This window comes from Methylobacterium sp. (assembly GCF_019750675.1).
Lineage (GTDB): Bacteria > Pseudomonadota > Alphaproteobacteria > Rhizobiales > Beijerinckiaceae > Methylobacterium.
In genome coordinates this window covers 16,396-39,656 of record NZ_JAIEOF010000372.1, presented here as the reverse complement: position 1 = coordinate 39,656, position 23,261 = coordinate 16,396, and the positions used below count along the sequence as shown (strand labels likewise).

22 protein-coding genes, 1 tRNA gene and 1 pseudogene are annotated in these 23,261 nt (G+C 70.8%); 18 read left to right on the top strand and 6 right to left on the bottom strand.

Going from position 1 to position 23,261, the window contains the following annotated elements; translation table 11 throughout:
• Positions 1 to 33 precede the first annotated feature (33 nt).
• The 4 genes from hemB (at position 34) to K2X24_RS19240 (ending at position 3,061) form a co-directional block, all read left to right on the top strand.
• Positions 34 to 1,092 carry a porphobilinogen synthase gene (gene hemB / locus K2X24_RS19255; RefSeq protein ID WP_292500115.1) on the top strand — a complete coding sequence of 353 codons (1,059 nt, stop codon included), beginning with the start codon at positions 34 to 36 and terminating at the stop codon, positions 1,090 to 1,092.
• Between the two features lie 11 nt (positions 1,093 to 1,103).
• Positions 1,104 to 1,526: a hypothetical protein gene (locus K2X24_RS19250; RefSeq protein ID WP_292500113.1), complete on the top strand. Its 423-nt coding sequence runs from the start codon at positions 1,104 to 1,106 to the stop codon at positions 1,524 to 1,526.
• Positions 1,527 to 1,626: 100 nt separating this feature from the next.
• Positions 1,627 to 2,115, top strand: a complete 489-nt coding sequence (locus K2X24_RS19245; RefSeq protein WP_292500112.1) for an RDD family protein — start codon at positions 1,627 to 1,629, stop codon at positions 2,113 to 2,115.
• A 199-nt stretch (positions 2,116 to 2,314) separates the two neighbouring features.
• A complete protein-coding gene (locus K2X24_RS19240; protein WP_238282435.1) occupies positions 2,315 to 3,061 on the top strand; it encodes an arginyltransferase in 747 nt (248 codons plus the stop codon).
• A gap of 39 nt (positions 3,062 to 3,100) precedes the next feature.
• On the opposite strand, the gene K2X24_RS19235 is transcribed toward K2X24_RS19240, so the two are convergent.
• Positions 3,101 to 5,242, bottom strand: a complete 2,142-nt coding sequence (locus K2X24_RS19235; RefSeq protein ID WP_292500110.1) for a TonB-dependent siderophore receptor — start codon at positions 5,240 to 5,242, stop codon at positions 3,101 to 3,103.
• 380 nt (positions 5,243 to 5,622) lie between these two features.
• On the opposite strand from K2X24_RS19235, the gene purB reads away from it, so the two are divergent.
• The 5 genes from purB to K2X24_RS19210 all read left to right on the top strand — a co-directional run bounded on the left by purB (position 5,623) and on the right by K2X24_RS19210 (position 11,480).
• Positions 5,623 to 6,924 (top strand): adenylosuccinate lyase, encoded by a 1,302-nt coding sequence (gene purB / locus K2X24_RS19230; protein WP_292500108.1) that lies wholly within the window; start codon positions 5,623 to 5,625, stop codon positions 6,922 to 6,924.
• Between the two features lie 66 nt (positions 6,925 to 6,990).
• Positions 6,991 to 7,851 carry a D-amino-acid transaminase gene (locus K2X24_RS19225; protein WP_292500107.1) on the top strand — a complete coding sequence of 287 codons (861 nt, stop codon included), beginning with the start codon at positions 6,991 to 6,993 and terminating at the stop codon, positions 7,849 to 7,851.
• Positions 7,852 to 8,046: 195 nt separating this feature from the next.
• Positions 8,047 to 8,397, top strand: coding sequence for a hypothetical protein (locus K2X24_RS19220; protein ID WP_292500104.1), 351 nt, complete (start codon positions 8,047 to 8,049; stop codon positions 8,395 to 8,397).
• Positions 8,398 to 8,542: 145 nt separating this feature from the next.
• The gene (locus K2X24_RS19215) at positions 8,543 to 9,835 is read left to right on the top strand and encodes an adenylosuccinate synthase (protein WP_292500102.1); all 1,293 of its coding nucleotides are present in this window, start codon (positions 8,543 to 8,545) and stop codon (positions 9,833 to 9,835) included.
• Positions 9,836 to 9,974: 139 nt separating this feature from the next.
• Positions 9,975 to 11,480 carry a histidine kinase gene (locus K2X24_RS19210; protein ID WP_292500101.1) on the top strand — a complete coding sequence of 502 codons (1,506 nt, stop codon included), beginning with the start codon at positions 9,975 to 9,977 and terminating at the stop codon, positions 11,478 to 11,480.
• 100 nt (positions 11,481 to 11,580) lie between these two features.
• Here K2X24_RS19210 and rpoH read toward each other — a convergent pair whose 3' ends face one another.
• Positions 11,581 to 12,471, bottom strand: coding sequence for an RNA polymerase sigma factor RpoH (gene rpoH / locus K2X24_RS19205; protein ID WP_238282426.1), 891 nt, complete (start codon positions 12,469 to 12,471; stop codon positions 11,581 to 11,583).
• A 231-nt stretch (positions 12,472 to 12,702) separates the two neighbouring features.
• The gene (locus K2X24_RS19200; RefSeq protein ID WP_292500126.1) at positions 12,703 to 13,680 is read right to left on the bottom strand and encodes an RluA family pseudouridine synthase; all 978 of its coding nucleotides are present in this window, start codon (positions 13,678 to 13,680) and stop codon (positions 12,703 to 12,705) included.
• A 197-nt stretch (positions 13,681 to 13,877) separates the two neighbouring features.
• Here K2X24_RS19200 and K2X24_RS19195 point away from each other — a divergent pair.
• Both K2X24_RS19195 and K2X24_RS19190 read left to right on the top strand, forming a co-directional pair.
• Positions 13,878 to 13,952 (top strand) — tRNA-Glu (locus tag K2X24_RS19195).
• 365 nt (positions 13,953 to 14,317) lie between these two features.
• Positions 14,318 to 14,470: a hypothetical protein gene (locus K2X24_RS19190; RefSeq protein WP_292500099.1), complete on the top strand. Its 153-nt coding sequence runs from the start codon at positions 14,318 to 14,320 to the stop codon at positions 14,468 to 14,470.
• A gap of 26 nt (positions 14,471 to 14,496) precedes the next feature.
• Here the strand turns inward: K2X24_RS19190 and K2X24_RS19185 are convergent, their stop codons facing one another.
• Both K2X24_RS19185 and K2X24_RS19180 read right to left on the bottom strand, forming a co-directional pair.
• Complete coding sequence (locus K2X24_RS19185; RefSeq protein WP_292500097.1) at positions 14,497 to 15,396, bottom strand: metallophosphoesterase; 900 nt, start codon at positions 15,394 to 15,396, stop codon at positions 14,497 to 14,499.
• Between the two features lie 90 nt (positions 15,397 to 15,486).
• Positions 15,487 to 15,969, bottom strand: a pseudogene (locus tag K2X24_RS19180) (VIT1/CCC1 transporter family protein); the annotation flags it as partial.
• A 356-nt stretch (positions 15,970 to 16,325) separates the two neighbouring features.
• On the opposite strand from K2X24_RS19180, the gene K2X24_RS19175 reads away from it, so the two are divergent.
• Genes K2X24_RS19175 through lpxK form a run of 3 tightly spaced genes read left to right on the top strand, consistent with a single transcriptional unit; the run spans position 16,326 to position 19,388 of the window.
• Positions 16,326 to 17,084: a lysophospholipid acyltransferase family protein gene (locus K2X24_RS19175; protein WP_292500095.1), complete on the top strand. Its 759-nt coding sequence runs from the start codon at positions 16,326 to 16,328 to the stop codon at positions 17,082 to 17,084.
• 5 nt (positions 17,085 to 17,089) lie between these two features.
• Positions 17,090 to 18,397, top strand: a complete 1,308-nt coding sequence (locus tag K2X24_RS19170) for a 3-deoxy-D-manno-octulosonic acid transferase (RefSeq protein ID WP_292500093.1) — start codon at positions 17,090 to 17,092, stop codon at positions 18,395 to 18,397.
• A 10-nt stretch (positions 18,398 to 18,407) separates the two neighbouring features.
• Positions 18,408 to 19,388, top strand: coding sequence for a tetraacyldisaccharide 4'-kinase (gene lpxK, locus K2X24_RS19165; protein WP_292500091.1), 981 nt, complete (start codon positions 18,408 to 18,410; stop codon positions 19,386 to 19,388).
• Here the strand turns inward: lpxK and K2X24_RS19160 are convergent.
• Complete coding sequence (locus K2X24_RS19160; protein WP_238277932.1) at positions 19,385 to 19,606, bottom strand: DUF2093 domain-containing protein; 222 nt, start codon at positions 19,604 to 19,606, stop codon at positions 19,385 to 19,387. The genes lpxK and K2X24_RS19160 overlap by 4 nt on opposite strands.
• A gap of 195 nt (positions 19,607 to 19,801) precedes the next feature.
• Between K2X24_RS19160 and K2X24_RS19155 the strand changes: the two genes are divergently transcribed.
• From K2X24_RS19155 to deoA, 4 genes are all read left to right on the top strand, one after another.
• Complete coding sequence (locus K2X24_RS19155; RefSeq protein ID WP_292500089.1) at positions 19,802 to 20,212, top strand: cytidine deaminase; 411 nt, start codon at positions 19,802 to 19,804, stop codon at positions 20,210 to 20,212.
• Positions 20,205 to 21,074, top strand: a complete 870-nt coding sequence (locus K2X24_RS19150) for a purine-nucleoside phosphorylase (protein ID WP_292500087.1) — start codon at positions 20,205 to 20,207, stop codon at positions 21,072 to 21,074. The genes K2X24_RS19155 and K2X24_RS19150 overlap by 8 nt, the downstream gene beginning before the upstream one ends.
• Positions 21,075 to 21,152: 78 nt before the next feature.
• On the top strand, positions 21,153 to 21,947 hold the full coding sequence (gene deoC / locus K2X24_RS19145; RefSeq protein ID WP_292500125.1) for a deoxyribose-phosphate aldolase: 795 nt from the start codon (positions 21,153 to 21,155) through the stop codon (positions 21,945 to 21,947).
• Positions 21,944 to 23,257, top strand: a complete 1,314-nt coding sequence (gene deoA / locus K2X24_RS19140) for a thymidine phosphorylase (RefSeq protein ID WP_292500085.1) — start codon at positions 21,944 to 21,946, stop codon at positions 23,255 to 23,257. Before deoC ends, deoA begins: the two co-directional genes overlap by 4 nt.
• The last annotated feature ends 4 nt before the right edge of the window (positions 23,258 to 23,261 follow it).

The following is a 23,261-nucleotide window of genomic DNA, read 5'->3' as shown; positions in this document are numbered from 1 at the left end:
GGCCCGGGCCGAAAACCATCGAGTTCGAGCACGATGACCCACGAACCCGCCACCCCGCGTCCCCTGGCGGTCGAGACGGCCCAGGAGGCCGCCCGCCCGGCGGCCCTGGGGCTCACTCAGCGCCCCCGCCGCAACCGCAAGGCCGAGTGGTCCCGCCGTCTCGTGCGCGAGCATACCCTGACGGTGGACGACCTGATCTGGCCCCTCTTCGTCATCGAAGGCTCGGGCCGGCGCGAGCCCATCGCGTCGATGCCCGGCGTCGAGCGCTTGAGCGTCGACGAGGTCGTGCGCGACGCCGAGAAGGCCGCCCGCGCGGGTATCCCGGCGATCTCGTTCTTTCCCTACACCGAGCCCGGCTTGCGCGATCCCACCGGCTCGGAGTCGCTCAATCGCGAAAACCTCGTCTGCCGGGCGGTGCGCGCCGTGAAGAAGGCGGTGCCGGAACTCGGGATCATGACGGACGTCGCCCTCGATCCGTATACTAGCCACGGCCATGACGGCCTCCTGGAGGACGGGGCGATCCTCAACGACGAGACCGTGGCCCTCCTCGTGGAGCAGAGCCTGATCCAGGCCGAGGCCGGCACCGACATCATCGCGCCGTCCGACATGATGGACGGGCGCGTCGGCGCCATCCGGGCCGGGCTCGACCGGGCGGGGTTCCGCGACGTGCAGATCATGGCCTACGCGGCCAAGTACGCGAGCGCCTTCTACGGCCCGTTCCGGGACGCCATCGGCACCCAGGCGGCGCTGGTCGGCGACAAGCGCACCTACCAGATGGACCCGGGCAATTCCGACGAGGCCATCCGCGAGGTCGCCCTCGACATCGCCGAGGGCGCGGATTCCGTCATGGTGAAGCCCGGCCTGCCCTATCTCGACATCATCCGCCGGGTGAAGGACGAATTCGCGGTGCCGACCTTCGCCTACCAGGTCTCCGGCGAGTACGCGATGATCGAGGCCGCCGCCCGCAACGGCTGGCTCGACGGCGAGCGGGCCATGGTCGAGAGCCTGCTGGCCTTCAAGCGTGCCGGTGCCGACGGCGTGCTCACCTACTACGCGCTCCGGGTCGCCGAGCGGCTGCGCGCCGGCGCGTGAGCCTTCGGCGCGTGAGCCCTGGGCACGTCGCGCGCGGTCTCGTCGTCACCCTCGCGCTCGCTCCGGCCCTCCTCGGCCTCGGCGCCTGCGAGAGTTCCGTCGACCGCCAGCGCGCCATGATCTGCCGGCGGGCCGTCCCGGCCCTGGCGCCACCCGACGCCGAGGTCAGGCTCCTGCGCATCGGCGCGGGCGCGACGCCGGACGAGATCCGGGTCGATTACGCGGTGGCGGGCCGGTCCGGCCAGGCCGCGCGCCAGCGCTGGGTCAGCTGCCGCTTCGGCCCCGGGGCCGAACTGCTCGGCCTCGCCACGGAGGGCGGTCCGGTCAACGGCGCCCGCCTGTTCCTCCTGCGGCAATACTACCTCGACACCCCGGAGGCCGCGGCCGACGACCCGGGGAGCCGGGCGGCACCGGCCGACCGCACGGCGCGGTGAGGCGCCGGCGCGGCGATCTTGAGAGTCGCGCGGGCCGCGCCCATCTCTCGCGGGAGACGCCGGCCGCTCCCGTCCGCCGGCGTCATTCGAGGAGCGCCCCATGCGCGAGACGCAAAGCCCCTACGCCGATCGCTTCCAGACCGGCTACGCCCCCCAGTTCCCCGTGCCCTACGTCCGGGGCAGCCTCGGCGCGCGCTTCGTCGCCTACCTTCTCGACATCCTGTTCATCTTCGGCTTCACGGCCTTCCTCATGCTGGCGATCACGGTGATCGGCGTCCTGACCTTCGGCCTCGGCTGGACCCTGTTCGCGATCCTGCCGGCGAGCGGCATCCTCTACAGCGCCATCACGGTGGGCGGGTCCGGCCAGAGCACCTGGGGCATGCGGATGATGGGCCTGCGCGTCGTCACGCCCGAGACCGGCGCCCGGGTCGACTACCTCACCGCCGCGATCCACGCGCTGCTGTTCTACGTGGCGGTCGCCTCGGCCTTCCTGCTCTGGATGCTCGATGTCGGCATCGGCCTCGTGCGCGCCGACCGCCGCCTCGGCCACGACCTGCTCCTCGGCCTCGCGGTGGTCCGCGTCGCCTGAAGCGTCCGTGCTGAAGCGTCCGTGCTGAGATAGGACCGCTCCGGGCCTGGCCGGAGCGGCGCGGGGATGCGGCGGAGGACGGTCTCCGACGAAATCGTCGCGGAACCCTCACAGGGTGTTGAGCCGGCCCGCGTTGCGGATACACTCAAGTCTTGGGGTGCGCGGAGCGCGCGCTCCGCGCGGCGGGCGACAGACGAGCGTGACGAGCCATTCCCGGGACACCCCGCAATTCTACCTGACGGCGCCCTCCCCGTGCCCTTACCTGCCGGGCCAGGAGGAGCGGAAGGTCTTCACCCACCTCGTCGGCCGCCGGGCGCGGGACCTCAACGAGATCCTGACGCAGGGGGGCTTCCGCCGCTCGCAGACCATCGCCTACCGGCCGGCCTGCGAATCGTGTCGCGCCTGCATCTCGGTGCGGGTGGTGGTGGCCGATTTCCTGCCCTCCGGCAGCCAGCGCCGCATCCTCCAGCGCAACGCCGACCTCGTCGGCAACCCGGAGCCCAACCGCCCGGCCTCCGAGCAATACGCCCTGTTCCGGCGCTACCTCGATGCCCGCCACGGCGACGGCGGCATGGTCGACATGACCGTGCTCGACTACGCCATGATGATCGAGGACAGCCACGTGGACACCCACCTGGTGACCTATCGCCGGCGCGGCCCCGACACCGCGATCAACGGGCGCGGCACCGGGCCGATCGTCGCCCTGTGCCTGACCGACGTCCTCGCCGACGGCCTGTCGATGGTCTACTCGTTCTACGATCCGGCCGAGGCGCATCGCTCGCTCGGCACCTACATGATCCTCGACCACATCCGCCGCGCCGCCGATCTCGGCCTGCCCTACCTCTACCTCGGCTACTGGGTCGAGGGCTCGCGCAAGATGGACTACAAGGCCCGCTTCACCCCCCAGGAACGCCTGATGGGGCCGGGCTGGCAGCGGGTGGAATAGTCCACCCGCCCGGTGGAATAGGGCCACCCGCCCCCGCCGTCAGAACTTGGCGATGATCTGCGCCCGGATCGTGCGCGGCGCGCCCGGCGTGATGTTCTGGTTGTTGTCGGCCGTGTAGATGTAGCGCCGGTCGAACAGGTTCTCGATGTTGACCTGCGCCCGAACCGACTCGCTGACCTGATAGAACAGTCCGAGATCGACGCGGGTGTAGCCCGGCAGCCGCACGGTGTCGTCCGAGGTGGCGAAGGTGTGGGTCTGGTGGATCACCCCGATGCCGATGCCGAGTTCCGGCGTGATGTCGAACTTGTTCCAGAGCGAGACGCTGTTGAACGGCACCAGCCCGACGGTGTTGCCCTTCACGATGGTGGCCGACACCGCGCTGTCGATCCGCGCATCCGTGAAGGCGTAGCCGCCGGCGATCTGCCACCAGTCGGTGAGGTAGCCGTTGGCGCCGATCTCGGCGCCCTGCGTGTTGGTCCGCCCCGACAGGAGGAAGAAGCCCGCCCGGTTGGGATCGGGAAGGCGCTGGTTGGTGCGGTCGAGGTTGTAGAGGGCGCCGGTGACCTGGAAGGTCGGGGTGACGTCGTACTTCACGCCCACTTCCAGGTTCTGGAACCCCTCCGGCTTGGCGATGGCGAGGCCCGGCGTGAAGACGCCGATCTGGTCGCCCGAGGAGGGCAGGTAGGACACGCTGTAGCTGCCGTAAAAGGCGAGGTTGGCCAGCGGCTTGATCACGAGGCCGGCGCGCGGCGAGACGAGATTGTCGACGCGCTCGTTGGTCAGGCCCGTGACCCGGCCCCGCGAGGAGAAATCGAAGTAGTCGTAGCGCAGGCCGCCGACGATCTGGACGTACTCGTTCAGGTCGATCTGGTCCTGCGCATAGGCCGCGGCGAGACCGAGATCGTAGCGGAAATTGGCGTCCGTGGTGCCGTTGTTGCGGAAGGTGACCGGGGCCCGGGTGATCGGCGACATCGGGTTCACCACCACGCTGGTGACAAGGCTGTTGCCGGTTTGGAAGAACGCCGTCTGCCGGAAGGCCAGACCCTCCTGATAGCCGAGCTCGAAGCCGGCGAGCAGGGTGTGCTTCACGTCGCCGGTGAGGAACTTGTAGGTGAAGTCGTTCTGGCTGAAATAATTGGTCCGGTCAGTCTCGTTGCGGTAGCCCGAGATCGGCACCTGCGTGCCGGCGGCGTTGACCGGCGCGCCCGGCAGGGTGTTGGCGTAGAAGCGGTTGTAGTCGGCAAAGCGCAGCTGGTTGCGCATCTGCACGCCGGACTCGAAGACGTGGTCGAGGGTCGCCGTGGCGATGTTGGCGTCGACCCGGGTGGTGTTCACGTCCGGGTTGCCGAAGAAGGTGCGGATGTTGTTGCGGTAGTTGTAGGGCCGGCCGTTCTGCGAAGGGATGCCGCGATCGGGGAAGCGGTCGTCGTGGAAGTACTCGTAGGAGAGCTTCAGGGTCGTCGCCGGTCCGAGCAGGAACGTCATCGTCGGGTTGATGCCGTAGCGCTGCAGCTCCCCGAACTGGCGGTAGGTCTGGCTGTCCTCGAACACGCCGTTGAGGCGGAAGAACACGCTGTCGCTGATGCGGTCGCCGACATCGACCGCCACGCGCTTCTGGTTGAACTGGCCCACACCGGCCACGATCTGGCGCACGCGCAGGCCGTCCGCCTCCTTCAGGACGCGGTTGATGACGCCGCCGCCGCCGCCGCGTCCGAAGACCAGGGAATCGGGACCCTTCAGCACCTCGATCCGCTCGATATTGTAGAGATCGCGAAAATACTGAACGTCGTCCCGCACGCCGTTGACGAAGAAATCCGCGTTGGTCTTCTGCCCGCGGATGACGACCTCGTCACGGTTGCTCTCGCCTTGCGCCGGGATCACCCCGGGCACGTAGCGCAGCTGGTCGGTGAGGTTCTGGAAGTTCTGGTCCCGGATCTGCTCCTGACTGACGACGGTGACCGATTGCGGGGTGTCGAGGAGCGGGGTGTCGGTCTTCGTCGCGCTGCGGGTGGCGCGGGTCAGGTAGCCCACCGTGTTGCCCCGCACGCCCTCGACGCTGAGCTGGTCCAGCGTCACGTCCGTGCCGTCGGGCAGCCGCGCCGGCTGCGCCCAGGCGGACGTCGCCAGCGCGGTTCCACACAGGAGCGGTGCGAGGATCCACGAGGCTGCCCCAATGTTCATGATCGTATCGCCCGCTCAAGAGTTGGTGTCGTGTTGATTTTGCGCCCCAAATTCAGATCAGGGGCATGGCGGATCCCTTGAGGTGGGTCTATGAAACGATCAAGCGAGCGAGGCGGGCTTTCCTGATCTTTGTTTTACAGTGCTTCTAAGAAGCGCTCGAAACATCGCGCCAACGCCTTCGGAACGTTCGGCAAACCGGGTTCGGATTTTAATCCTGGAAACGTTCCAGATTGGGATGATCTTGGCCCGTGTGTTGCCGCGATGCCACGGTGCGGGATGGAGGGGGCGGGCACCGCCCGCGTTGAGCGCCATCGCCGCGCATGCTAGGCGCGCCTGACCCCGCTGCCCCTTTTTTCCGACGCGTAGACCGAGGCGCCCGCATGATCCCCCGCTACAGCCGCCCCGAGATGACCGCGATCTGGTCCCCCGAATCGCGCTTCCGGATCTGGTTCGAGATCGAGGCCCACGCCACGACGGCGCTCGCCGAACTCGGCGTCGTGCCCAAGGAGGCAGCCGACACGATCTGGGAGAAGGGCCGCGACGCGGTCTTCGACGTGGCGCGCATCGACGCCATCGAGGCGGTGACCAAGCACGACGTCATCGCGTTCCTGACGCATCTGGCCGAGATCGTCGGCCCCGAGGCGCGCTTCGTCCACCAGGGCATGACCTCGTCGGACGTGCTCGACACCTGCCTCAACGTGCAGCTCGTGCGCGCCGCCGACCTCCTGATCAAGGACGTCGACGCCCTGCTGGCCGCCCTCAAGCGCCGGGCCTTCGAGCACAGGATGACCCCGACCATCGGCCGCTCGCACGGCATCCATGCCGAGCCGGTGACCTTCGGCCTCAAGCTCGCCGGGGCCTACGCGGAGTTCGAGCGCGCCCGCGCCCGCCTCGTGGCGGCGCGGGAGGAGATCGCCACTTGCGCGATCTCGGGCGCCGTCGGCACCTTCGCCAACATCGACCCGCGGGTGGAGGAATACGTCGCCAAGGCCATGGGCCTGACCCCCGAGCCGGTCTCGACACAGGTCATCCCGCGCGACCGCCACGCCATGTTCTTCGCCATCCTGGGCGTGGTGGCCTCCTCGGTGGAGCGCCTCTCCATCGAGGTCCGCCACCTCCAGCGCACGGAAGTTCTGGAGGCGGAGGAATTCTTCTCGGAGGGCCAGAAAGGCTCCTCGGCGATGCCGCACAAGCGCAACCCCGTGCTCACCGAGAACCTGACGGGCCTCGCCCGCATGGTGCGCAGCTACGCCCTGCCCGCCATGGAGAACGTGGCCCTCTGGCACGAGCGCGACATCTCGCACTCCTCGGTGGAGCGCATGATCGGCCCCGACGCCACCGTGACCCTCGACTTCGCCCTCGCCCGCCTCACCGGCGTCATCGACAAGCTGCTGATCTATCCGGACAACATGCAGCGCAACCTCGACAAGCTCGGCGGCCTCGTCCACTCGCAGCGGGTGCTGCTGGCCCTGACCCAGGCCGGCGTCTCCCGCGAGGATTCCTACCGTCTCGTCCAGCGCAACGCGATGCCGGTCTGGCGCGGCGAGGGCGACTTCCTGAGCCTCCTCAAGGCCGACGCCGACGTCACCGCCGCGCTCACCCCGGAGCAGATCGAGGCCTGCTTCGATCTCGGCTACCACTTCAAGCACGTGGACACGATCTTCGCGCGGGTGTTCGGCTAAGGCCTGAGCCCGCGCACGAATCCTGCCTGACCCTACCCGACTCATCCGGCCCGAAGAGGTAAACCCGTGTCCCAGGCCCGCATCGTCTACCTGAACGGCGACTTCCTGCCCTTCGCCGAGGCGCGCGTGCCGATCATGGACCGGGGCTTCCTCTTCGCGGACGGGATCTACGAGGTCTCGGCGGTCCTCGACGGCCGCCTCGTCGACAACGAGGCGCATCTGGCCCGCCTCGACCGGTCGCTGGGCGAGATCGACATCGCCAACCCGCACACGATCCCGGAGTGGATCGGCCTGCAGACCGAGCTCGTCGCCCGCAACGGGCTGACCGAGGGGCTGGTCTACATGCAGGTGACGCGCGGCGTGTACGAGCGCGATTTCGCCTATCCGCCGGCCGGCACCGCCCCCACCGTGATGATGTTCACGCAGGCCAAGACGATCGCGGCCAATCCGCTGGCCGAGACCGGCGCCCGGATCATCACGGTGCCGGATCTCCGCTGGAAGCGCCGGGACATCAAGTCGGTGGCCCTGCTGGCCCAGGTGCTCGCCAAGCAGCAGGCCGCCGCGGCGGGCGTCGCCGAGGCCTGGATGGTGGAGGACGACGCGGTCACCGAGGGCTCGTCCTCGACGGCCTTCATCGTCACGAAGGGCGGCGCCCTCGTCACCCGTCCCCTGTCCACGGCGCTCCTGCCGGGCATCACCCGCAAGGCCGTCCTGCGCCTTGCCGAGGAGGCCGGCCTCGCCCTGGAGGAGCGGCTGTTCAGCGTCTCCGAGGCATTGGGGGCGGCCGAGGCCTTCTACACCAGCGCCTCGGCCTTCGTGATGCCGGTGGTCGCGATCGACGGCCGGACGGTCGGCGAGGGGCGCCCCGGCCCGCACACCCGGCGCCTGCGGGAACTCTATCTCGACATGGCGCGTGCCGGCGTCTGAAGCGGACGGACCGAACGAAACGGAGCCCCGCCTAGGCTTTCCCTCTCCCGCAAAGGGAGAGGGAAAAACCCGCGGCACGAGCCCCTGCCGGTTCCATCCCAGGACCATCGTCCCATCACAGGACCGATGGAACAGGAACGCTTCGGCCCCGGGGCTGTTCTCCCCCAAACCTCGCATCCGAGACAGGGAGACCCTATGCGCTCGATCCTCACCCTCGCGGTCGGCTTCGGCCTGATCGCCGGCGCGGCCTTTGCCCAGTCCCCCGACGCGCCCCTGAAGGGCCGGGACACCGACCCGGCCCTGCCGCCGCCGAACCAGACGATTCCCGACAAGATCCGCCCCTCCGAGGGAGCCGCCGACCAGGGCACGTCCTCGGACAAGGGCACCTTGAGCGACCGCCTCGAGAAGAGCGACGGTGTGATCAAGCCGCCGGGCATCACCGCGCCCGGCATGGTGGTGACGCCGCCCGACCCGAACCCGGGCGGCATGCCGGTGATCAAGCCCGGCGATCTTCCCGGCCGCCAGCCCGGCACCGAGGCCCGCTGAGGGGGCATACCCGCCCATCCGGGTCCGGATCGGCGCCTTGCTTGATTTCCGCGCACGGATCGCGGAAAGACCCGAAGACAGCGAGAGCGGTCCGCCCGACGGGTCGGGCCGTTTTCGCGCGGGTTACGGCACAGGTTTTCAGTGAATGGCAAACGTCGTCGTCGTAGGCGCCCAGTGGGGTGACGAAGGCAAGGGCAAGATCGTCGACTGGCTCTCCGAGCAGGCCGACGTGGTTGTCCGCTTCCAGGGCGGGCACAATGCCGGCCACACGCTGGTGATCGATGGCGTCACCTACAAGCTCGCGTTGCTGCCCTCCGGCGTTGTGCGCGGCGGCAAGCTCTCGGTCATCGGCAACGGCGTCGTCGTCGATCCCTGGCACCTCGTCGACGAGATCGCCCGGCTCCAGGCACAGGGCGTCGAGATCTCGCCCCGCACCCTGCGCATCGCCGACAACGCCACCCTGATCCTGCCCCTGCACCGGGAACTCGACCATTTCCGCGAGACCTCGAATGCGGGCCTCAAGATCGGCACGACGAAGCGGGGCATCGGCCCGGCCTACGAGGACAAGGTCGGCCGGCGTGCCATCCGGGTCGTGGATCTGGCCGACGAATCGACCCTCGAGGCCAAGATCGAGCGGGTGCTGACCCACCACAACGCGCTCCGCCGGGGCCTCGGCATCGCCGAAGTCGATGCCGGCGCGCTCCTCGCCGAGCTGAAGGCCATCGCGCCCACGATCCTGCCCTACGCCGACACGGTCTGGAAGCTCCTCGACGACGAGCGTCGCGCCGGCAAGCGCATCCTGTTCGAGGGCGCGCAGGGCGCGCTCCTCGACGTCGACCACGGCACCTACCCGTTCGTGACCTCGTCCAACATCGTGGCCGCCCAGGCGGCGACGGGCTCGGGCATGGGCCCCTCGGCCATCGGCTACGTGCTCGGCATCGCCAAGGCCTACACCACCCGCGTGGGCGAGGGGCCTTTCCCCACCGAACTCTTCGACGAGATCGGCGAGACCATCGGCGCCAAGGGGCGCGAGTTCGGCGTGAACACCGGGCGCAAGCGCCGCTGCGGCTGGTTCGACGCGGTTCTCGTGCGCCAGACCGTGCGGACCTCGGGCATCGACGGCATCGCGCTCACCAAGCTCGACATCCTCGACGGCTTCGAGACCATCAAGGTCTGCACGGGCTATCGCCTCGACGGACAGGTGGTGGACCACTTGCCCGCCAACCAGGCGGCGCAGGCCAAGGTCGAGCCGATCTACGAGACCATCGAGGGCTGGTCGGGCACCACGGCGGGCGCCCGCTCCTGGGCGGATCTGCCGGCCCAGGCGATCAAGTACGTGCGCCGGATCGAGGAGCTGATCGGTGCCCCCGTGGCGCTGCTCTCGACCTCGCCGGAGCGCAACGACACCATCCTCATGCACAACCCCTTTGAGGACTGACGCGATTTCTCCTTGATGGCGGCGCGGCCGCACGCGGACAATGCGACCGCGTTCACGATGGCCGCGCGGCTTCCCGTCCCGTGGATGGGCGGGACGGGGCGGCCGACCGGCCGCCGGGACGAGGCGGACCTGAGGCACGATGGCCGACTATTACCCACTGCTGGCACGGGCACTCGACGCGATGCCGGACCGCTCGCCGGCCCTGCGCCAGGCGGTCTACGAACGCGCGCGCGGCGCACTCATCGGGCAATTGCGCTCCCTCGACCCGCCCCTGTCGGAAGACGACATCGACCTGGAGCGCAACGCCCTCGAGGCCGCCATTTTGCGCCTCGAGCAGGATCACGGCGCGCCATCGGCACCTGAGCCTTCGCCCTTCGTCCCGAGCCCGGCCAACGACGTCGCCGACCCACCCGCGCCGCCGCCCGGTGTTCCCGAGGCGGCACCCGAGCCGTCGCCGCCCGAGCCGAGATCCTCGGCGGCCGATCTGCCGGAGCCGGGGCCGCCCGAGCCGGCCGCGGAGCCGGCGAACCTGCCGAAGGCGGATTTTTCCAAGGCAGACTTTTCCACGGCGGATTCGCCCGGCGAGCCGCTATCGCCGGCAGCACCCGTCCCTCCCGTCGTCCCGGAGCCCTCCTCCGATCTCGCGGCGGAGCCGGCCGTGCGGATCCAGGCGCGCAAGGGCAAGGCGCCTCCCTTCGTGGCGGTGAACGCGGAGGAGGCCGGCGCTCCGCAGGCCGAGCCGGTGGTTGAGAGCTCCGAGCCGCCGGTGCAGGACGGGAACGGCCAGCGCCAGCGCCCGCGCATCGACGTGGTGGCGCCCCGCGAGGGTCGTACCCGGCTGCTGCGCAACCTCTTCGTCGGCAGCATCCTCGTCGTGGTGATCGGGCTGATCGCCGTCGCGGCCTTCCTGCTCCGTGACAAGCCGGCCGACCTGCAGCCCGTCGCGACCGAGATGCAGGACGGCGGCCAGGACGGGACGGATTCGAAGTTCGCCGACCGGGTCGGCGGCGAGGCGGCGCCGGCCGAGCGCCCGGCTCAAGTCCGGCGCCCGGTGCCCATTCCGGCGGCTCCCACCGCGAGCGAACCGGACCTGACCGTCGCGCAGCGTGGCGTCCTCTACGAGGAGAACACCGCCGCCGGCGCCAATGCGGCGCCGAACGCCACGCAGGGGCGGGTACTGTGGCGCCTCGATACGGTGCCGGGCGAGCAGGGCCAGCAGCTCGAGACGGTGGTGCGCGCCACTGCTGACTTCCCCGATGCCGGGTTGGCGCTGGCCATGACCCTGCGCCGCAACCTCGACGCCACCCTGCCGGCCTCGCACACCATCGAACTCGTCTTCACGCCGAGCGGGCCGAACGCCGCCCGGCACGGCGTCCAGGACATCGGCCTGCTTCAGGGCAAGGACGAGGAGGGCGCGCGCGGCTCGCCGGTCTCCGGCCTGCCGGTGCGGGTCCGCGAGAACCTGTTCTTGATCGGGCTCTCGTCCCTGCCGAGCGACGTCGAGCGCAATACCGATATCCTGCTGCGCAAGAACTGGTTCGACGTGACGCTCAAGTTCAGCGCCGGGCAGCGCGGCATCGTCGCCTTCGAGAAGGGCAGCGCCGGTACGCAGGTGCTGCAGAAGGCCTTCGACCAGTGGCGCTGAGGGCCTGAATCCGCGCGTTGCTCATCTCGAACGGAGAACGGCCCCCGAGATTTCCCTCGGGGGCCGTTCTTGTTTCAGGTCGCGTGTGTTTCCCGGCGCCTCAGGCGTGCGCCTCGGCGCGCGGGGCCTCGCGGGTGGCTAGGTTGCGCTTGACCGCCTCCTGGATCTTCTCGAAGGCGCGGACCTCGATCTGGCGGACACGCTCGCGGGAGACGCCGAACTCGCCGGAGAGGTCCTCCAGGGTGATTGGGTCGTCAGCGAGACGCCGCGCCTCGAAGATCCGCCGCTCGCGCGGGTTGAGCACCGAGAGTGCGTCCCGCAGGGCGGAAAGGCGGTTCTGCCCCTCCTCCTCGCGGGCGAGCACGGTCTCCTGGCTCGGACTGTTGTCCACGAGCCAGTCCTGCCACTCGCCCTCGCCCTCCTCGCGCAGGGGCGCATTGAGGGAGGTGTCGCCCGAGAGGCGACGGTTCATGTCGATCACCTCCTGCTCGGGCACGCCGAGCTTGACGGCGATCTGCGCCACCTGGTCCGGCTTGAGGTCGCCCTCGTCCAGGGCAGAGATCCGTCCCTTGGCCTTGCGCAGGTTGAAGAACAGCTTTTTCTGGTTGGCGGTGGTGCCCATCTTCACGAGCGACCACGAACGCAGGATGTATTCCTGGATCGCGGCCTTGATCCACCACATGGCGTAGGTGGCCAGCCGGAAGCCCTTGTCCGGTTCGAAGCGCTTGACCGCCTGCATCAGGCCGACATTGCCCTCCGACACGACTTCGCCGATCGGCAGACCATAGCCGCGGTAGCCCATGGCGATCTTGGCCACGAGGCGCAGGTGGGACGTGACGAGTCGGTGGGCGGCGTTACGGTCACCCTTCTCGCGCCAGTCCTTCGCGAGCGTGAACTCCTCGTTCGGCTCCAGCATCGGAAACTTGCGGATCTCGTCGAGGTAGCGCGAGAGGCCACCTTCGGTGGCGAGCACTGGCAATGCGCCGGCCATGATCTTACCTCCTTGTAAGGACCCCCGAACGGGCGGTCGCAAGCGGACCGCCGCTCCCTTGAGCCGGCCGCCCGATTCCCCATCTTAGCGGGAAAGCGGGGGGCTCGGAAAGGCGACGCGCAGGACCAAGTGAGCGTCAACGCGCGGGATCTCGCTTGGCTCACTCATGACACGAAAAGCCGCATGCCGGCGTGTCCTGGCGCACGCATGGGCTTGACTGTGGCGCGCCCGCTACGGGCCGGCCCTCAGCTTCGCGATTAGATCGCGCATGTCCGGCGGCAACGGACTCTCGAAATGCAGCGTCTCCCCGGTGCGCGGATGCGCGAAGCCGAGCACGCTGGCGTGCAGGGCCTGCCGGCCCAAGGTATCGAGGGCACCGCGTGCGGCCTCCGACAGCCGGCTCGCCTTGGTCTTGAAGGCGCCGCCATAGACCGCGTCGCCGAGGAGCGGATGGCCGCGATGGCTCATGTGCACGCGGATCTGGTGCGTGCGCCCCGTCTCCAGGATGCAGCGGACCAGCGCGACGGTCCCTTCCTGTCCCAGCGCCGCCTCCGTCCGGTAATGCGTGATCGCGTGCCGGCCGGTCTCGCCGCGCACCACGGCGATCTTCTCGCGGTTGCGGATGCTGCGCGCGAGCTTCGCCTCGATCGTGCCGGTGCGCGGCTCCGGCACGCCCCAGACCAGGGCCAGATAGGCCCGTTCCAGGGGGCCGGTGCGGCCGTGATCGGCGAACTGCGCCGTCAGCCCCGCATGGGCGAGATCGTTCTTGGCCACCACCAGGAGGCCACTCGTGTCCTTGTCGAGGCGGTGGACGATGCCGGGCCGACGCACCCCGCCGATGCCCGACAGGCTGGCGCCGCAATGGGCGATGAGCCCGTTCACCAGTGTCCCGGAATCGTGGCCCGGGGCCGGGTGAACCACGAGCCCCGCCGGCTTGTCGATCACGATGAGGTCGTCGTCCTCATGGACGATCACGAGGTCCAGGCGTTCGGCCGCCGGCTCCGGCGCCACCGCCTCCGGCATCGCCACCGCGAGTTCGGCGCCGGGCCCCACCTTCACCGAGGGGTCCAGACTGACGATGCCGTTCCGGAGCACGTGCCCGGCCCGGATCAGGTCCTGCAGCCGCGAGCGCGAGACCTCCGGGAAGGCCCGGGCCAGGGCCCGGTCCAGGCGCTCCGTGACCGCGTCGTCGTCGAGGATCGCGTGCAGGGCCCGGGGCCCGTCCGCGTCCGTCAGCTCATCGTGCAGTCCCGGCAAGGAAGTGGTCCTTCGATTCAAAAATGTCGGTCGGGCGGCGATCCGGTCATTTCGGGTCTTGTGGCGCCGCGCGACCCTCGCTATACGATCGCCCATCGGCCGGGAAGCACTGATCGCAGCAGCGGTCGGCCAATGCTTCCCTCCGGTCCGCGCCCATCGTCTAGCGGTTAGGACAGGTCCCTCTCACGGATCAGACCGGGGTTCGATTCCCCGTGGGCGCGCCAAGCCTCCACCTGCAGGCTTAACTCCCGTCTCCTAATTGATTCAGTGCCGCGTGAAGTGTTCGCATCGCGCGTCTTCCCGTGTTCGGCATCATCGTGTTCCGCGATGGTGCGAAGCCGCCGGTCCGCGCGCCGGATGAAATCGCCCGGCATCCTCAGAAAATTATATTGCGGTGCAACCGGGTTGGTTCGTTGAAACTTCGGGCTATTCCCGTCGAACGCCCTGAAATACTGAATATAGCGCTGCGTTGCGGGACAAATTTGTCCTGCGTAGTCGGGCGAGGCACTTGCGTAGTCTGAAGACCGCGTTAAGGATTGGTCTCCGCCGAAACACTTCGCGTTTTAACCTTCTCGACAGGGTGACAGCCATGTCCAACGTGATTCGCGTGAAGCCGACCCATGACGGCACCTACACGGTCTATCGCGGCGAAGCCGTCCTCGTCAGCGGCCTGACGCGCCTTCAGGCCGAGCGTTACGAGGCGAGCCTGAGCTTGCGCCCCGGCATCCTCGCATACGCCTGACTGCTTACGAACTCGCCCGGCTCGGCTCAGGGCCGGGTGAGCTTGAGCGGACCCAGATCCGCGATGTTGCCGGTCTCCGTGAGACCGCGCTCAACACCCGCGACGGCGTATCCCGTCCCTTCGCGGGTGATAGTATAGAGGTGATAGCTCGCGCGGTGGTGCCGCGCGTCCCCCCGCGCCGAGGCGGAGGCGGCCCCGACCACCGGGATCGCCGCCCCGTCCGGCCCCGGCACGAAGGCCACGCTGCGCACGTGGTTGTGGCCGTGCAGGATCAACTCCGCCCCCACCCGTCCGATCATCGCCGTGAAGGTCCCCGCGTCCATGAGGGCGCGCGCCGGCGTCGTCCCGCCGGGATGCGATGGGTGGTGGATCATCACGACGCGGCAAGGCGGCTCCGGCTCCGCCGCCAGGGCGACGAGCAAGGCCTCGGCCGCCGCGATCTGTGCCGGTCCGAGTCGGCCGGTGGCCGCGAAGGGCTTGGTGGGAATCGCCGAGGACAGGCCGACCAGGGCCACGGGTCCGCGCCGGCGCAGATAGGGGAAATGGCCCTGGAGGCCGTCATCGCCGGAGGTCCAGGCACCGCAGGCATGGAGCAGGCCTTCCAGGGAGCCGCGCACGTAGGCATCGTGGTTGCCGGGCACGAAGCTGACGGTATCGGGCGCCCCCAGGGCCTCCAGAAAGACCTTCGCGGTGGACCATTCGCTGGGCAGGCCGATGTTGCAGAGGTCGCCCGTGCAGGCCACGTGGTCGTGTCCCTGGGCGCGCAGGTCCGCCACGAGGGCGGCGAGAACCTCCATGTCGTGCGCGTCCTTGCGGCCGCGCTGCCAGTTCACGTAGCCGGTGGCGCGCTTGCTGAGGAGCTGGCGCAGGCGCGGCCGCGTCAGGGGTCCCACATGCGGGTCTGTCAGATGGGCGAGGCGGAACATCGTCCTCCGGTTGGGGTCGGCGGGTGATCGGGCGCGTGGCGCCCGCCATCGCCCCTTCCGGGCCCGGGGGTCAACCCGCGGGCCCAATCCTCACGCGCTTCCGATGACGATGCCGGCCACCAGAACGAGGGCGCCCCCGAGCACCACCTGCAGGGTCGCGCGCCAGAACGGAGTGGCCATGTAGCGGGTCCGGATCGCCGAGATCGCGAGGAGTTCCACCACCACCACCAGCATGGCGAGCGCCGTCGCGAGCCAAAAGGCGTTCGGCCAGTGATCGGGGATCGCGTAGGGCAGCGTGTGCCCGAGGCCGCCGAGCGTGGTCATGATGCCGCAGACGAGCCCACGCATCCACGGCGTGCCCCGGCCCGTGATCGCCCCGTCGTCGGACAGGGCCTCGGTGAAGCCCATGCTGATGCCCGCGCCGATGGACGCCGCCAGGCCGACCAGGAAGGTCGCGCCGTTGCTGTGGGTGGCGAAGGCGGCGGCGAAGATGGGGGCCAGCGTCGAGACCGAGCCATCGATCAGCCCGGCAAGGCCCGGCTGCACGTAGCGCAGCACGAAGGCGCGCCGCGCCTCCGCATCGGGATGGGGCGATGGACCCGGGAGATCCGGGTGGGCCGGCAGATCCGGGGAGCCTGCGGAGGCGTGGGCGGGATGTCCGATCATAGTGGGGGCCTTCTTTGGAGCTATTCCAATCTACAGACTGGAATAGCTCCAAACAAGGGCCTGATGGCGACATGTAGGTCTTCCTGTCCGCGCCGGGCGCGGGGCGGCGTTGCGCCGGGTCCCGGATCGGAGATAGACAGCGCCCGACCGAAATCGGCGGCGGCCCGCGGGGGGCCGGGCGCCAGAAGGCCCCGCGGCCATCGCCGGAGTCCGGCCGCGACGGGGCCGGCACCCACGAGGGGCCGCGACGCGAAAGCGATGGCATGAGCCTCATCAAACGGATCGGCCGCTCAGCCGCGGTCCAGCAGGCCCTCGGTGTCGTGGCCGGCGGCTACCTGCGCCTCGTGCGCCGGACGAACCGCTTCACGGTGGAGCCGACCGACCCCGATCCCTGGCTCGACGGCCTCGGCCCGTTCATCGCCGGCATGTGGCACGGCCAGCACACGATGATCTCGTTCATGAAGCGACCGCACGACCGGATCGCCACGATCATCTCCCGGTCGGCCGACGGCAACGTAAATACCATTGCGCTGACCCGCATGGGCGTGCGCGTGATCCGGGCCTCGGGGGCTCGCGGACGCGTGGTCCGGGACGCGCGGGCCAAGGGCGGGGCCGAGGGCTTGCGCGCCATGCTGCGCGCGCTCAAGGACGGCGAGACCGTGGCCTTCAGCGCGGACGTGCCGAAGATCTCGCGCCGGGCGGATGCGGGCATCCTCACCCTCGCGCGCTTCTCCGGCCGGCCCATCGTTCCGGTCGCCGTGGTGACGAGCCGGCACTGGCGCTTCAATTCCTGGGATCGGGCCTGCCTCGGCCTGCCCTTCGGGCGGGGCGCGATGGTGTTCGGAACGCCGATCCGCGTCCCCCGCGACGTCGCGCCCGAGGCCTTCGAGGCCTTGCGCCAGCAACTCGAGGCCGAGATGAACCGGGTCCACGATCGCGCCTACACCCTGGTCGGCCGTCCCGACCGTGTCGGGAGCCCCGACCCGGTCCCCGGCCCCGACCGTGTGGGCAGCCCGGCGTGAAGACCATGCGCAAGGCTCCGCCCCTCACCACGATCCTGAGGACGTATCGCTACGGGCTCTATCTCGGGGAGCCGGCGCTGGCCGGCCTGCTCGCCTGGCGCTCTCGGCGGGGCAAGGAGGATCCGGGCCGCCTCGCCGAGCGCCGCGGCCTGCCCGGCCGAGCCCGTCCCTTCGGGCGCCTCGTCTGGATGCACGGGGCCAGCGTCGGCGAGGCGCTCTCCCTCGTCGGCCTCGTGGACGGGATGATCGCGCGGGGTTTCTCGGTCCTCGTCACCACGGGCACGCGCAGCGCCGCGGAGCTGATCGGCCGGCGCCTTCCGGCCGGGGCCGTGCACCAGTACATGCCCCTCGACGCGCCCCGCTGGATCGGGCGCTTCCTCGACCACTGGCGCCCGGACCTCGCCCTGGTGGCCGAATCCGAGATCTGGCCCAACACCGTGGTCTCGTTGCACGCGCGCGGCATCCCCATTCTCGTCGTCAACGCGCGGATGTCCGAGCGCTCGGCCCGGGGCTGGGCACGCGCGCCCCGCACCGCCGAGGCGCTGCTGGCGCGCATCACGATCTGCCTTGCCCAGACCGACGACGATGCCGACCGCTTCCGGCGCCTCGGGGCACCGCGTGTCAGCATCGCCGGCAACCTGAAATACGATTCCGAGGTGCCTCCGGCGGACGGCCAGCAATTGGCCCATCTGCGCGACCTCATCGGCGACCGCCCCGTCTGGGTGGCGGCGAGCACCCATCCGGGCGAGGACGCCATGGCCGCCCGCGCCCACGCCACCCTGCGGGCGCGCTGGCCGCGCCTGTTAACCATCGTGGTCCCGCGCCACCCCCATCGCGGCGGCGACGTCGCGGCCTGCGCCGCGCGGGAAAGGCTCGCGACCGCCCGCCGCTCGCAGGGCGGGCGTCCCCATGGCGGCGTCGATGTCTACGTGGCCGACACCCTGGGCGAGCTCGGCCTGTTCTACCGGCTCGGCCGCATCGTCTATCTCGGGGGCTCCCTGGTGCCCCATGGCGGCCAGAACCCGATCGAGCCGACCCGCCTGCGCGCGGCCGTGCTGCACGGGCCGCACATCCACAACTTCACCCAGGTCTACCGTGCCCTCGACGCGGCCGGCGGTGCCCTCTCGGTGGCCGATGCCGACGACCTCGCCGCGACCCTGAACGACCTGCTCGGGGATCGCCCCCGCATCGAGGCGATGAACCGGGCGGGCGCGGCCGCCCTCCGTCCCCTGGAGGGCGCGGTCGCCCGTACCTTCACGGTGCTCGATCCCTTCATCGCGCAGATGAATCTCCGGGCGATGGCGGCCTCGTGAGGCGGGCCTGATGCGCGCGCCCATCTTTTGGGACGGGCCGTCCGCTCACCCCCTCGCGCGCCTCCTCGGGCCCCTCGGCGCTCTCTACGGGCGCCACACCGCCGCGCGCATGGACCGGGCCGGTGCCCGGGGCCCCTGCCCCGTCCTCTGCGTGGGGAACTTCACCCTCGGCGGCGCCGGAAAGACCCCGACCGCCATCGCCCTCGCGGCCCTGCTGCGCGAACTCGGCGCGCGCCCTGCCTTCCTGACCCGCGGCTATGGCGGGCGCCTGTCCGGCCCCGTACCGGTCGATCCGGACCGGCACGGCGCGGACGAGGCCGGCGACGAGGCGCTGGTCCTGGCCCGGGCCGGCCCGACAGTCCTGTCCCGGGATCGTCCGGCCGGGGCCCGGCTCTGCGCGGAGCAGGGCGCCGACATCGTGGTGCTGGATGACGGCCTGCAGAACCCGAGCCTCGCCAAGGACCTCGCCTTCGCGGTGCTGGATGCCGGCGCCGGGATCGGCAACGGGCGGACCTTCCCCGCGGGACCCCTGCGGGCGCCCCTCGCCCGGCAATGGCGCCACGTCCACGGTCTCGTGCTCGTCGGCGACGGGCCGAAGGCCGAGCCCGTCGCGGAGGCGGCTCGCGCCCGGGGCCTGCCCGTCCACCGCGCGCGTCTCGTGCCCGGTGGCGATTTTAGCCAGCGGCGCGTCCTGGCCTTCGCGGGCATCGGCCGCCCGGAAAAATTCTTCGCGAGCCTGCGCGAGGCCGGGGCCGCGATCGTCGCCACCCGCGCCTTCCCGGATCACCACCCCTACACGACCCGCGACACCGACCGGCTCGCCCTCGAGGCACGGAGCCTGGGGGCCGATCTCGTCACCACGGCCAAGGACCATGTCCGCCTCGCCCGCCCCTTCGCGGAACGCGTAGCGGTGCTGCCCGTGCGCCTGGACTTCGCCGATCCGGCCGCCCTGCGCACGCAGCTCGGCGCGGTCCTGGGACGCTCCGTCTAGGCCGGGCGCCCGAACTCGGCGAGGCGCTTCATCACCGCCTCGGGGCTGACATAGGCTTCCTGCCGCGCCGCGCTCCAGTAGCGCAGGGCGTCGAGGGCGATCGGCTCGCCCGTCACCGCGCAGCGCACGAAGCTGCCGGGCTTGACCACCCGCATGGTGCCGTCACCGTACTCGACCACCGCCTCGCCGGAGGCTCCCCGCTCGAATCGTCCCAACATGATTCCCGTCGCCTCCCGCTCGGTCCCCTCCCCTCATATGGGTGCCACCGCCCGCTGTCGATCAGCGCGCGCGAGACCTTCGCGCAACACCCTCGACAGGTCCGGCGCTTGGTGCCTTAAGCTGCGGGATGCCGCAGCGTCGACACTCCGCATGATCCTGACCCGCATGATCCTGACCTGCATGAACCCGTCCGCATGAGCCCGGAACTCGCCCGGTTGTTCGAGGCCGCGCGCGTTGCGCAGGTGCGGGCCTACGCGCCCTATTCGGGCTTCCCGGTGGGGGCCGCCCTGCGCGACGCGGACGGCGCGGTCCATGCCGGCTGCAATGTCGAGAACGCGGCCTATCCGGTCGGAACCTGCGCCGAGGCCGGTGCCATCGCCGCCATGGCAGCGGCGGGCGGGCGGGGGATCGCCGAGATGCTGGTGCTCGGTCCGGGGCCCGGCCTGGTGACGCCCTGCGGCGCGTGCCGCCAGCGCATCCGCGAATTCGCCGGGCCCGACGTCATCATCCACGTCGCCGACGGCGCGGGTGTGCGCGCCGCCTTCACCCTCGCGACCCTGCTGCCGGAATCCTTCGGTCCGGAGAACCTCGGCCGTCATGTCTGAACCGGAGTCGCCCGAGCCCGATCTGCCCTCTTCGGGCCCACGCGCACCCGAGCCCGCCGTCGAGGCCGCGGCCGGACTCCTGCGGGCGCGGGGCCTCGGCAGCCCCTTCGCCTGCGCTGTCGTCACCGGCACCGGCCTCGGCGGGCTCGCGCGCCGGCTCGCGGAGACGGTCTCGGTGTCCTACGCGGAGATCCCCGGATTTCCGCGTCCCGGCGTCAGCGGCCATGGCGGCGCCCTGCATGCGGGACTGCTCGCCGGGCGGCGCGTCCTGGTTCTCGAAGGTCGGGCCCACGCCTACGAGGCCGGCGACGCCGCCGCGATGCGCGTGCCGGTCGGGGTCGTGCGTGCCCTCGGGGCGGAGGCCCTGCTCCTCACCAACGCCTCCGGCTCGCTGATGCCGGCCGCCGGGCCGGGCAGCCTCGTGGCTTTGAGCGACCACATCAACCTCTCAGGCCTCAACCCGCTCGTCGGCGAGGCCAGCGACGCCCGCTTCGTGCCGATGGTCGGGGCTTACGACCCCGCCTTGCGGGCGCATCTGGCCGCCGCCGCCGCCGAGGCGGGCATCCCGCTGCACGCGGGCGTCTATGCTTGGTTCTCCGGCCCGAGCTTCGAGACGCCCGCTGAGGTTCGCATGGCCGGGTGCCTCGGGGCTGACCTCGTCGGCATGTCGACGGTGCCGGAGGTGATCCTGGCCCGCTTCTACGGCCTGCGGGTCGCGGCCCTCTCGGTGGTGACCAATTTCGGGGCCGGCGTCGGCGAGGGCGATCCCCATCATGCGGAGACGAAGGCCGCGGCCGCCCGCGCGGGCGACGACCTCGCCCGCCTCGTGACCGCCTTCGTCGCCCGCCTGCCCGTGCGTTGAGCCCGGAAATCCCGAACCCAGAGATCCCGAGTCCAGGAATTCGATGACGGGGACGCCCACCACATGAAGACCGACGACATGACCCTGCCCGACGGGACCCCGCACGGCTCCGGCCCGGATGCCGCGACCGCCCGGCGTGCCCTGCCCCTCCTCGACCTCACCGATCTCGGCGAGGCCTGCTCCGAGGCCGCCATCGACACGCTCTGCCGCGCGGCCCGCGCCAGCGCCGTGGCGGCGGTCTGCGTCTGGCCGCGCTATGTCGGCCGCTCGGCCCGCCTCCTCGCGGGTACGCCCGTGCGAATCGCCACGGTGATCAATTTCCCCGACGGGGGCACGGACATCGAGCGGGCGGTGGAGGACACGACGGAGGCGATCGCGGACGGTGCCCACGAGATCGACCTCGTGCTGCCCTACCGGGCGTTCCTGGCGGGCGACATCGCCACGGCGCGCGCGATGGTGGCGGCGGTACGGGAGGCCTGCGACGGAGAGCGCCTCCTCAAGGTGATCCTGGAGACCGGAACCCTGGCGAGCCCGGACGCGATCACCGGCGCGAGCCGTCTCGCCATCGAGGCGGGGGCGGACTTCATCAAAACCTCCACCGGCAAGAGCCCGGTCTCGGCGACACCCGAGGCGGCCGAGGCGATGCTGCTCGCCATCCGTGACCACGCGGGCGAGCGCGGCGTGGGGCTCAAGGTCTCGGGCGGCCTGCGCGATGTGGCGGATGCGGCCCGCTACCTCGACCTCGCCGACCGCATCATGGGGCCGGACTGGGTCTCGCCCCGTACGTTCCGCCTCGGGGCGAGCAGCCTGCACGCCGCCCTGGTGGCGGCCGCCGGCCCGATGACGATCGCCGGCCCGAGGACGGCCCGGTGAGGCTGCCGCAGGAACTCATCCGGACCAAGCGCGACGGCGGCGAACTCGCGCCCGACGACATCGCGGCCTTCGTCGCCGGCTTGACCGAGGGCAGCGTCACCGAGGGTCAGGCGGCGGCCTTCGCCATGGCGGTGTTCTTCCGGGGCCTCTCGCTCGGCGAACGCGTGGCGCTGACCCGCGCCATGACCGATTCCGGCACCGTGCTGGCCTGGGACCTGCCCGGCCCCGTCCTCGACAAGCATTCCTCCGGCGGGGTCGGCGACGCGGTCAGCCTCGCGCTCGCCCCCATGGTGGCGGCCTGCGGCGGCTACGTCCCGATGATCTCGGGGCGCGGCCTCGGCCATACCGGCGGCACCCTGGACAAGCTCGGCAGCATCCCGGGCTACGACGCGACGCCGGATCTCGATCGGTTCCGGCGCGTCACGGCGCAGGTCGGCTGCGCCATCATCGGCCAGACCGCCGACCTCGCCCCGGCGGACCGGCGCCTCTACGCGATCCGCGACGTCACCGGCACGGTGGAGAGCCTCGACCTCATCACCGCCTCGATCCTTTCCAAGAAGCTCGCCGCCGGCCTCGATGGCCTGGTCATGGACGTGAAGACGGGCTCCGGCGCCTTCATGGCGCTGCGCGCGCAGGCGCGGGATCTCGCCACCAGCATCGTCGGCGTGGCGCAAGGCGCGGGCCTGCGCACGGTGGCGCTGATCACCGACATGGATTCCCCCCTCGCCTCGGCGGCCGGCAACGCCCTGGAGGTGGCCTACACCCTCGACTACCTCACGGGCCGCACCCGCGAGCCGGCCTTCCACGCCGTGACCCTGGCGCTCGCCGCCGAGATGCTGGTGGTGGGGGGGCTCTGTGCCGATGCCGCCGAGGCGGGCGCGCGCCTCGAAGCCGCGCTGGACTCCGGCCGGGCCACGGAGGTGTTCGCCCGTATGGTGGCGGCCCTCGGCGGACCGACGGATCTCGTGGAGCGATCAGGGCACCATTTGCCGGCGGCGCCCGTCATGCGGCCCGTGCCCGCGGAGGCGGACGGCTTCGTCGCGTCGGTGGCGACGCGGGACCTCGGCCTGGCGGTGATCGGTCTCGGCGGCGGCCGTACCCGGTCGCAGGATGCCATCGATCCGAGCGTCGGCCTCGCGGGCCTGCCCCGCGTCGGAGCCCGGATCGAACGGGGCCAGCCGCTTGCCACCATTCACGCCCGCGACGGAAATGCTGCCCTCCGGGCCGAGGCCGCCGTGCGGGCGGCCTACCGGATCGATGCGGTCGCACCGGCCGACATGCCCGCGATCCTGGAGCGGATCGCGGGGTAAGCGT

What these genes read in the sequence shown, in the direction of transcription:
- lpxK (WP_292500091.1), top strand. Translation starts at nt 18,408, where the DNA reads ATGCGCGCGCCCATCTTTTGGGACGGGCCGTCCGCTCACCCCCTCGCG.
- K2X24_RS19185 (WP_292500097.1), bottom strand. Translation starts at nt 15,396, where the DNA reads ATGTTCCGCCTCGCCCATCTGACAGACCCGCATGTGGGACCCCTGACG.
- K2X24_RS19215 (WP_292500102.1), top strand. Translation starts at nt 8,543, where the DNA reads ATGGCAAACGTCGTCGTCGTAGGCGCCCAGTGGGGTGACGAAGGCAAG.
- K2X24_RS19170 (WP_292500093.1), top strand. Translation starts at nt 17,090, where the DNA reads ATGCGCAAGGCTCCGCCCCTCACCACGATCCTGAGGACGTATCGCTAC.
- K2X24_RS19150 (WP_292500087.1), top strand. Translation starts at nt 20,205, where the DNA reads ATGTCTGAACCGGAGTCGCCCGAGCCCGATCTGCCCTCTTCGGGCCCA.
- K2X24_RS19155 (WP_292500089.1), top strand. Translation starts at nt 19,802, where the DNA reads ATGAGCCCGGAACTCGCCCGGTTGTTCGAGGCCGCGCGCGTTGCGCAG.
- K2X24_RS19220 (WP_292500104.1), top strand. Translation starts at nt 8,047, where the DNA reads ATGCGCTCGATCCTCACCCTCGCGGTCGGCTTCGGCCTGATCGCCGGC.
- K2X24_RS19235 (WP_292500110.1), bottom strand. Translation starts at nt 5,242, where the DNA reads ATGAACATTGGGGCAGCCTCGTGGATCCTCGCACCGCTCCTGTGTGGA.
- rpoH (WP_238282426.1), bottom strand. Translation starts at nt 12,471, where the DNA reads ATGGCCGGCGCATTGCCAGTGCTCGCCACCGAAGGTGGCCTCTCGCGC.
- deoC (WP_292500125.1), top strand. Translation starts at nt 21,153, where the DNA reads ATGACCCTGCCCGACGGGACCCCGCACGGCTCCGGCCCGGATGCCGCG.
- K2X24_RS19160 (WP_238277932.1), bottom strand. Translation starts at nt 19,606, where the DNA reads ATGTTGGGACGATTCGAGCGGGGAGCCTCCGGCGAGGCGGTGGTCGAG.
- K2X24_RS19175 (WP_292500095.1), top strand. Translation starts at nt 16,326, where the DNA reads ATGAGCCTCATCAAACGGATCGGCCGCTCAGCCGCGGTCCAGCAGGCC.
- K2X24_RS19210 (WP_292500101.1), top strand. Translation starts at nt 9,975, where the DNA reads ATGGCCGACTATTACCCACTGCTGGCACGGGCACTCGACGCGATGCCG.
- K2X24_RS19190 (WP_292500099.1), top strand. Translation starts at nt 14,318, where the DNA reads ATGTCCAACGTGATTCGCGTGAAGCCGACCCATGACGGCACCTACACG.
- hemB (WP_292500115.1), top strand. Translation starts at nt 34, where the DNA reads ATGACCCACGAACCCGCCACCCCGCGTCCCCTGGCGGTCGAGACGGCC.
- purB (WP_292500108.1), top strand. Translation starts at nt 5,623, where the DNA reads ATGATCCCCCGCTACAGCCGCCCCGAGATGACCGCGATCTGGTCCCCC.
- K2X24_RS19245 (WP_292500112.1), top strand. Translation starts at nt 1,627, where the DNA reads ATGCGCGAGACGCAAAGCCCCTACGCCGATCGCTTCCAGACCGGCTAC.